The 7,002-nt window shown below is 40.2% G+C and carries 8 protein-coding genes and 3 pseudogenes; 2 read left to right on the top strand and 9 right to left on the bottom strand.

Annotated elements, in window-relative coordinates; translation table 11 throughout:
• From H1P_RS29400 to H1P_RS29385, 4 genes and pseudogenes are all read right to left on the bottom strand, one after another.
• Positions 1-240 (bottom strand): annotated as a pseudogene (locus H1P_RS29400) (multicopper oxidase family protein); the annotation flags it as partial.
• 29 nt (positions 241-269) lie between these two features.
• Positions 270-830: a DUF411 domain-containing protein gene (locus tag H1P_RS29395; RefSeq protein ID WP_144874438.1), complete on the bottom strand. Its 561-nt coding sequence runs from the start codon at positions 828-830 to the stop codon at positions 270-272.
• A 337-nt stretch (positions 831-1,167) separates the two neighbouring features.
• Positions 1,168-2,091, bottom strand: a complete 924-nt coding sequence (locus H1P_RS29390; RefSeq protein ID WP_144874436.1) for a ParB/RepB/Spo0J family partition protein — start codon at positions 2,089-2,091, stop codon at positions 1,168-1,170.
• A complete protein-coding gene (locus H1P_RS29385; RefSeq protein WP_144874434.1) occupies positions 2,088-2,864 on the bottom strand; it encodes a ParA family protein in 777 nt (258 codons plus the stop codon). The genes H1P_RS29390 and H1P_RS29385 overlap by 4 nt, the downstream gene beginning before the upstream one ends.
• A gap of 309 nt (positions 2,865-3,173) precedes the next feature.
• On the opposite strand from H1P_RS29385, the gene H1P_RS29380 reads away from it, so the two are divergent.
• Positions 3,174-4,112, top strand: coding sequence for a tyrosine-type recombinase/integrase (locus tag H1P_RS29380; RefSeq protein ID WP_144874432.1), 939 nt, complete (start codon positions 3,174-3,176; stop codon positions 4,110-4,112).
• A gap of 195 nt (positions 4,113-4,307) precedes the next feature.
• On the opposite strand, the gene H1P_RS29375 is transcribed toward H1P_RS29380, so the two are convergent.
• The 4 genes and pseudogenes from H1P_RS29375 to H1P_RS29365 form a co-directional block, all read right to left on the bottom strand.
• Positions 4,308-4,547 carry a hypothetical protein gene (locus H1P_RS29375; protein WP_144874430.1) on the bottom strand — a complete coding sequence of 80 codons (240 nt, stop codon included), beginning with the start codon at positions 4,545-4,547 and terminating at the stop codon, positions 4,308-4,310.
• Positions 4,548-4,617: 70 nt separating this feature from the next.
• Complete coding sequence (locus H1P_RS29370) at positions 4,618-4,980, bottom strand: XisI protein (RefSeq protein WP_144874428.1); 363 nt, start codon at positions 4,978-4,980, stop codon at positions 4,618-4,620.
• Positions 4,968-5,048, bottom strand: a pseudogene (locus H1P_RS39585) (XisH family protein); the annotation flags it as partial. The gene H1P_RS29370 and the pseudogene H1P_RS39585, both read right to left, overlap by 13 nt.
• A 37-nt stretch (positions 5,049-5,085) precedes the next feature.
• Positions 5,086-5,574 (bottom strand): XisH family protein, encoded by a 489-nt coding sequence (locus H1P_RS29365; RefSeq protein ID WP_144874426.1) that lies wholly within the window; start codon positions 5,572-5,574, stop codon positions 5,086-5,088.
• Positions 5,575-5,673: 99 nt separating this feature from the next.
• On the opposite strand from H1P_RS29365, the gene H1P_RS29360 reads away from it, so the two are divergent.
• Positions 5,674-6,078: a hypothetical protein gene (locus H1P_RS29360; protein ID WP_144874424.1), complete on the top strand. Its 405-nt coding sequence runs from the start codon at positions 5,674-5,676 to the stop codon at positions 6,076-6,078.
• 28 nt (positions 6,079-6,106) lie between these two features.
• On the opposite strand, the pseudogene H1P_RS36710 reads toward H1P_RS29360, so the two are convergent.
• Positions 6,107-7,002, bottom strand: a pseudogene (locus H1P_RS36710) (bifunctional DNA primase/helicase); the annotation flags it as partial.

Here is a 7,002-nt window from a genome sequence, read left to right as displayed (position 1 = left end):
TTGTCCGTTATAGGTTAAGAGGTATGCCTGTCTGTCGCCTAAATTTACGGGACGTTCGCTGGCTTCTAAGTCTAGTTCTAATAATCCATCGCTACTTTGATAAACAGAAGCAGCATTTGCAGATGAGGATGGTAAAGGTTGACTGGACATAGTTTCTTGACGCAACCAACTACCCGCTATCGCTGCTCCCGTACCAGCAGTGCCTAAAACAATAAACTGGCGACGGTTAAATTTAACCATAATTAATTCGGTTAGAGAACCTGTTGAATTCAGTAAGATTGATATTCCTTAAATACTTCGACTTCTCCCTTGTTATTAAACGCCAATACTTGAAATGGTTGTTTGATGTCTCGCGCTTCCATTCCTGGCGTTCCGATGGGCATCCCAGGTACGGCTAAACCAGCTAGTTGAGGTTTTTCAGTTAGAAAACGTTTAATATCATCGGCGGGAATATGACCCTCCATTACATAACCATCAATAATGGTTGTATGACAGGATGCTAATTCTGAAGGGATATTGTGCTTTTGCTTTAAGGCTTCCATCTCGTCAGTTTTGATATCTTCGATTTTGAAGCCATGCTTAAGAGCGTGTTCTACCCAGACACCACAGCAACCACAGGAAGGAGATCGATATACGGTCATTTCTGTTGTTCCTGAATAATCTGGTTCGGTTTCTTTGTCCCAAACACTCACTAAGGTAGCTAACTCACGGTTGTCATTAGCAACCGCAGAATTACTGCCTCTGGAAGTCGAAGTGAAATAAAAAGTTCCGACCACTATCCCTGCAATCGCCACTACAGTAATAGTTATTTTAGATAAGAGTTTTGACATTCTTAATTCAACTAATAATTGAGTTTTATTGGATTTCTATCTTAAACTCTCTAGTCTGGTAGAGAGTCAAGTAAATCTATATCAGTTTCAGCTTCAAAAGTGATGGGGGATGTGATTACTACGTCATCTCAATTTTTCCCGATGTAGCATTAGTTTTAATACCGCTCAAACCCAGAACAGGAGGCTCAGAAATCGCCGAAATTACTGCTAAGTATGGCTCATAAGTCTCGTTAATCAGTACAGGGAAACAACTGTAATTATCGGCTTATCAAATATTCTGATAAGTCCCCCAATCACTCTGAGTCTATGCTACCGTAAGGGTTTCATTGATATGGGATCAATTTTCTTCTTCAATTAACTTCTCTAACTTTGCCAATAACGATTCTAACTGTTGACGCTTAGAGGCATTACTCCAAAGATTTTTAGCTTTCTTCACTTGTTTATAAGTATTATCAAAACGAGTTTTTAATTCCGATTGTTGTTGGGCTGGCTTTAACTCTTTAATTAGTGAGCGGATTTGACTCAAAGATAGAGAAGATGCAATCGCCTCTTCGAGTAATTGGGCTCTCTCAGTTTCATCTTTAACACGAGCAATTGCTTTAGCTTTGGTATATTCAATCTGACCACTTCGCAGAGCAGAGAGAACATCTTCAGGTAATCTGAGTAAAGGTAGGCGGTTAGAGGTAAAAGATTCCCTGTTCATCTTGCCCAAGCCAGTAAAAACTTGATTCACTGACTCAATTTCTGAATTACTGATAACGTTATCAGTAATTTTTCCAGCAGTAGCATTTTGCATTTGATAGAGGAGAGAAACAACCTCTGTAGTTTCAAATTCTAGCTTCAGAGCTAACAATTTTAAAATGCCTTCTGTCTCTTCTACTGGATTTAAATCTTCTCTTTGCAGGTTTTCGACTAAAGCCAGTTGTAGAGCTTCTGTGTCAGTTAGTTCTTTGATAACTACAGGAACGGATGCTAAAGATGCTCCTGTAGCTGCTCGATAACGCCTTTCTCCTGCCACTAATTCATAGTTCCCATCTTTTAGAGGACGAACTAATAAAGGTTCTAAAATACCGTGTTCTTTAACTGATAAGGTTAGTTGTTCTAGTTTGTCTGGAGCAAAATAGCGTCGGGGTTGCTGGGAGGGTAATTGAATTTTCTCGATGGGAATAAAAGCATTAGTCGGCTTGGGTGCAGTTTCACCGATATAAGCATCTATTCCTTTAAGTTTGTGACTGTAGGGCTTGTTGCGTCTGCTATTCATGATAGTTTGGTTAGAGCGATTGCAATTTGCTTAAGAATTTTAACGGCGGGGTGTTTGGGTTGAAAAATAGCTAGAGGTTGTTTGTCTTCGGCTGCATCAGCAAAAGCAGTCGAGCGAGGAATGGGTTTATAGACTGGTGCTAGTATCGCTAATTGTTCTTGAATGGCGTTGAGGGTGCGTTCGTCTTGGGTATTGCGAGCATCATACATTGACGGGATAAAACCAGCAATTTGTAAGTGACGGTTGGGTAGAGAGCGAACACGAGTAACGGTAGAGAGTAAAAGTTCTGCACCCAAAAAAGATTTGTATTGAGTTTGAATTGGCACTAAGACATGAGTAGAAGCAACTAAAGCAATATAGCTGAGAATGCCAAGGGAAGGAGGACAGTCGAGCAAAATAAAATCATAGTTATTTTGAATTGGTTCTAGAGCATACTTTAAGCGCAGGTCACGCATATCGGCTACAACTAACTCCAATTCTGCCGAACTAAGGTCAACGGAAGCAGGAACTAAGTCGAGTCCGTGGATATCTGAGTGAATGGGTAGTTTCTTTTGGTCAATAACCGCATCATAGATAGTTGACTCTAATTGCTCTGGCTCAAGACCCATAAAGTTGGTTAATGTAGCTTGTGGATCGAGGTCGATTAAAAGAACACGGTAATTCTGCTTTTTTCGAGGTGGGGAAATCTGAGACAGGTGATAGCCGAGGTTCATAGTTAGAGTAGTCTTTGCTACTCCGCCAGCTTGGTTAAACAGGGCGATGATTTTGCTCATCTATCAATGATTTGGTTTTACTCTTCCTAGAGTAATCCCAATTTTACTGAGAGTAGGTTTTGTTTTCTGAAAAATTAAGCTCAAAAACAATTAATAGTCAGAAAAATTTCTAGCTAAAACCTTGTTGCTAATTAAATCTATTAGGTTTAGGGTAAAAAATAAAGCCTATAAATAATCTTGGAGTTCCGAACGACGAGACATTAATAATTAATAGTTGTTCTCAATTTTTATTAACTATAGAGGAGATTTAATAGCTTCTACGTAAAATTATGTAATATTGGTTGCAAGAAGAGTACTTCCAAAAACTAAATGAACCAGACATCAGTTAAAACTCTGGTCTTAAGCGAACCCCTACCGTTAACGATTCATCCTGCTGCGGTGTATCTGAGGAGTCTGAGTCCTGGTTCAAAACCTACCATGACCACTGCCTTGAATGCAATCGCATCTTTATTGAGTGACGGTCAGTGCGATCTCTACACTCTAGATTGGGCAGCCATTAAATATCGGCATACCGCAGCAGTGAGAGCTTCTTTACTGGAAAGATATGCACCCTCGACAGCTTCTAAGATCATGTGTGCGTTTAGGAGGGTACTGGATGAGGCTCGTAAGTTGGGGTTGATGAGTGCTGCCGATTATGCCAATGCGATTGAATTACCCAGTATTCGGGATACCAGGAAGCTCAGGGGTCGGGCTTTGAGTCGGTCGGAGATTACCGCATTGATGAGAGTATGCATAGAAGATGAGAGTAAGTTGGGAGTTAGAGATGCTGCTTTGATTGCTATTTTAAGGGGTGCGGGTTTACGACGGGGTGAGGCAGTCAAGCTGAAGGTCAAAGATTTTAATTCGGAGACGGGAGGACTGGAAATTAACCGTGCCAAGGGTGGTAAAAGTCGGCTGGTGTATTTGCCTGAAGTTGCCCTCTCTTATGTAGAAAATTGGTTAGCTATCAGAGGTAAAAGAGCAGGTGCTATCTTGTGTCCCATTAGAAAGGGTGGAGCAATCGAATTTAGACATCTGAGTTCTCAAGCGGTGTTGTTGATAGTGCAGAAACGAGCCAAGCAAGCTGGTGTAGAATCCTTTTCTCCCCATGATTTTCGTCGGACATTTTGTAGTGACTTGTTAGATGCAGGAGTAGATATCGTTACCGTACAGAAACTAGCTGGTCATGCCGACCCCACCACTACCGCTAAATATGACAGGAGAGGGGAAGAGATTAAAAGGAAAGCGGTTCAGAAGTTGCAGTTTTAATTATGAAAAGAATTCACACCACCAAAGAAGAGCATCGGTACTGCGGGCATCAGTTTTTGGTTTTTAACCCCTCTGACAATCAGCCCGACCTCCATTCTGGAAAAAATCGGGCTTTTGTTAAGGAAAGTGACTCAGTATCAGCAAGTACTCAACCCCTGAATTCCACGTTATGAATACAGGAGAGTAGTCAAAAAATTACTCTTCTCTATATTGTTTAGACTGTGAATAAGCGACTGTTGTAGTCCCTTCATAGGACATTGCGCCATAAGGCGTAACAAGATAAGGCTTTCCGTCAAGGGTTACATAGGTGCTTGTATCCTTTGCTTGACAGTCTTTGATCGCTCGATTCATCTTTTCTATCTCTTTGGTGAGATACTCGGAGCTTGCTAATTCTGACTGAGAAATTTTGGCACGAGAGTTACTCAAAGTTTTCATAACTCGCCACCTCCTTTAGCTACTAATTATGAGGCTACACTTATAGCATAGCCTTAATTAAGCAAGCCTCTTAGCTAACAGCGAATTCAGTAATTTGTCGTCTTGGCAATGATTTATAGGCTAAAACGATATTTTCTTTGGGAATCCCCATATTGGCTAATTCATCAGCAATCCCCTCTTCTGTACCATCTCTTTGTATCCAAAGTTTATTGTCAATGATATCTATGTGGATTAATACGCCATAGATGCGTTGTTCTGATAACCATCCTGTCTCTACTAACAAGTAGCGATTGTTTTCTCGATCTAGAATAAGCTCAATCTTGGTGCGTTCTGTCTCAGGCTGCACTGTCAAATCGCTACCTTCTAAAAACTCGGCATATTCAGTTAGCAGTTTTTCAATAATTTCTCCCTTATTAATGCTTAAGTTATCCATCTGACTATTTCCTCTTTTATGGGGTCAAAAGTGAATACTTGAATAATGTTATCTTCTAATAAAACTTTACCTGCTTCCTGTTCAAAAACAGTCTGACCAACTTCTTCAGTTACTGCTAAATAAAAGAAGGCAGAAGAATGAAGGCAGAGGGCAGAAGTTTACTTGTTCAGAAGGGGTTTTTACCCCCACTGAACCCAGTCCGCCTTTAGAAGACGGGGTTTTAAACCAAAGGGATAAGTTAGAAGTAGAGCCATCTGCCATCTGCCATCTGCCATCTGCCATCTGCCTTCCAAGGCGGAAGCCTTGATAAAGTTTTCGTTCTGGTTCGTATCTTTGAAGAAGACGGTCGTATAAAACAAATTGCCCTACAGCTTCTTCTAGGTCTTTCATATCAGAAGCTCGTCGAAAACTTTTAATTTCTACTGCTATTTTTTCCGTGTCTTTTGTAGCTGCTATTAATTGTTCTGCTCCTAAATCGATAAATAAATTTTTCCCTTTTGTTAAACGAAGACGATAAGGATCGTGGGTGATTGTCCACCCTGCTTTAATCATGGCATTTTTTACTGTCTCATGATAAATATCTTTGGCTGGCATATATTTATTTGGCTCTACGATATGAATTCACTCTCTGTTTTTGCCATAAGCTAAAAATAGAAAAACTATTCAACTTTTTTTGGGGAGAAAAGAAGCATTATGCCACTTTTACCAGATTTAGGACTTTATCTAATTGAAAACAAACTAGATAAACCTTTTAGATTACAGGTATCCAGTGGCTTGACTCTAGGAGAAGATGCGATTTTAGGACATATGATTACTGGTACGACTCGTAATTTTAGTGTTTCCAGAATTAATGAAAATCCTCTTCCCATAATCGAACAACCATTAATGTTCTCCATCTATTTAGGTCGAGGGTCACATTCTAGGGCTGAAAAAATTCTCAGGCAATTACACTCCAAAGGATTGGCTGTCGTCCCTAGATTGGATAAAAAATATTTAGTCCCATCAGGACAAGAATGGGTCGTACCGCTTCAGTATCTTAAGCCAGCAAAAATCATTGCTCGACACAAACAGAACCAGGGATTTGGGTCAGTCTCTTGATTATTGACTAAATTTTTAATCTCTAAATCTAAATGTTTTCGGAAAGAGTGAGAGTTGTCAGTTTCCTCGATCTTATTAACCAATCAAAAAGCTGGTGTTGTAAAACCATTTTTTCTTTTTGTCCTCCAGAATTCGCTAACAACATTACCATCATCTGATTTATTACCTCTCTTCCTCCTTTAATTACTTCCTCTAACAATTCCCAACATGGTTTGAGCTTGGATAATGTCTTGGGCAATGAGTCTTTATACTCAGTTTCTTCAATTTCAACTGGCTCATTTTCCGTAGTCAGGGGTTCATCTAAAGGATAAATATCCCCTTTTTGTGGGGGGGTGACTACCGACGGATTTGGCGGATCTATGCCATACTGTGTCTGCATCATAGCTTGATGAATTCGTTCTTTTGATAATCTTTCTCGTTCTTTTAATTCTTTTTCTTCTCTTTGTCGCTCTCGATACTGTAGTACATCAATAGCGAAGGATAAATCTTCAACGGTCAAACTGTAATATCTCACCTGGAGTCCTTTTCCTCCTTTGCGACGAGAAGTCATTTTTAACCCCAGTTGGTCGATTAATGTACTTAACAACCAAATAGGCGTACATTTAGGGGAAATGGTAAAACCTAAAATCGCTTTAATATGAGCGCGGGTAGCTAGAGCCATCTCGGTCATCTTGACTAAATCTGGGTCTGTGGCAGTTACTTCTTCTCCTGCTAGTAATCTGCTTAGTACCTTGGGTAAACCCAAAACATGACGGGCTAACCATAAGCCCGAATAGTTATGCCAATCCATACAGAGGGGTAAATTATCTCTTTCCTTTAAGTCTCGTTGGGCGACTATCTTGGGTGGTGCGGGATATTTTTTACCAGTGGTGGGGTCAATCATCTCACCCTCAGAGGGGGCTAAAATCGCTTCTAAGGCTATTA

The organism is Hyella patelloides LEGE 07179, assembly GCF_900659865.1.
GTDB lineage: Bacteria > Cyanobacteriota > Cyanobacteriia > Cyanobacteriales > Xenococcaceae > Hyella > Hyella patelloides.
This window is presented reverse-complemented; position numbering and strand designations above follow the sequence as displayed.

Excerpts from the sequence above, each read along its gene's own strand:
- H1P_RS29395 (WP_144874438.1), bottom strand. The coding sequence starts at position 830 with ATGTCAAAACTCTTATCTAAAATAACTATTACTGTAGTGGCGATTGCA.
- H1P_RS29390 (WP_144874436.1), bottom strand. The coding sequence starts at position 2,091 with ATGAATAGCAGACGCAACAAGCCCTACAGTCACAAACTTAAAGGAATA.
- H1P_RS29385 (WP_144874434.1), bottom strand. The coding sequence starts at position 2,864 with ATGAGCAAAATCATCGCCCTGTTTAACCAAGCTGGCGGAGTAGCAAAG.
- H1P_RS29380 (WP_144874432.1), top strand. The coding sequence starts at position 3,174 with ATGAACCAGACATCAGTTAAAACTCTGGTCTTAAGCGAACCCCTACCG.
- H1P_RS29375 (WP_144874430.1), bottom strand. The coding sequence starts at position 4,547 with ATGAAAACTTTGAGTAACTCTCGTGCCAAAATTTCTCAGTCAGAATTA.
- H1P_RS29370 (WP_144874428.1), bottom strand. The coding sequence starts at position 4,980 with ATGGATAACTTAAGCATTAATAAGGGAGAAATTATTGAAAAACTGCTA.
- H1P_RS29365 (WP_144874426.1), bottom strand. The coding sequence starts at position 5,574 with ATGCCAGCCAAAGATATTTATCATGAGACAGTAAAAAATGCCATGATT.
- H1P_RS29360 (WP_144874424.1), top strand. The coding sequence starts at position 5,674 with ATGCCACTTTTACCAGATTTAGGACTTTATCTAATTGAAAACAAACTA.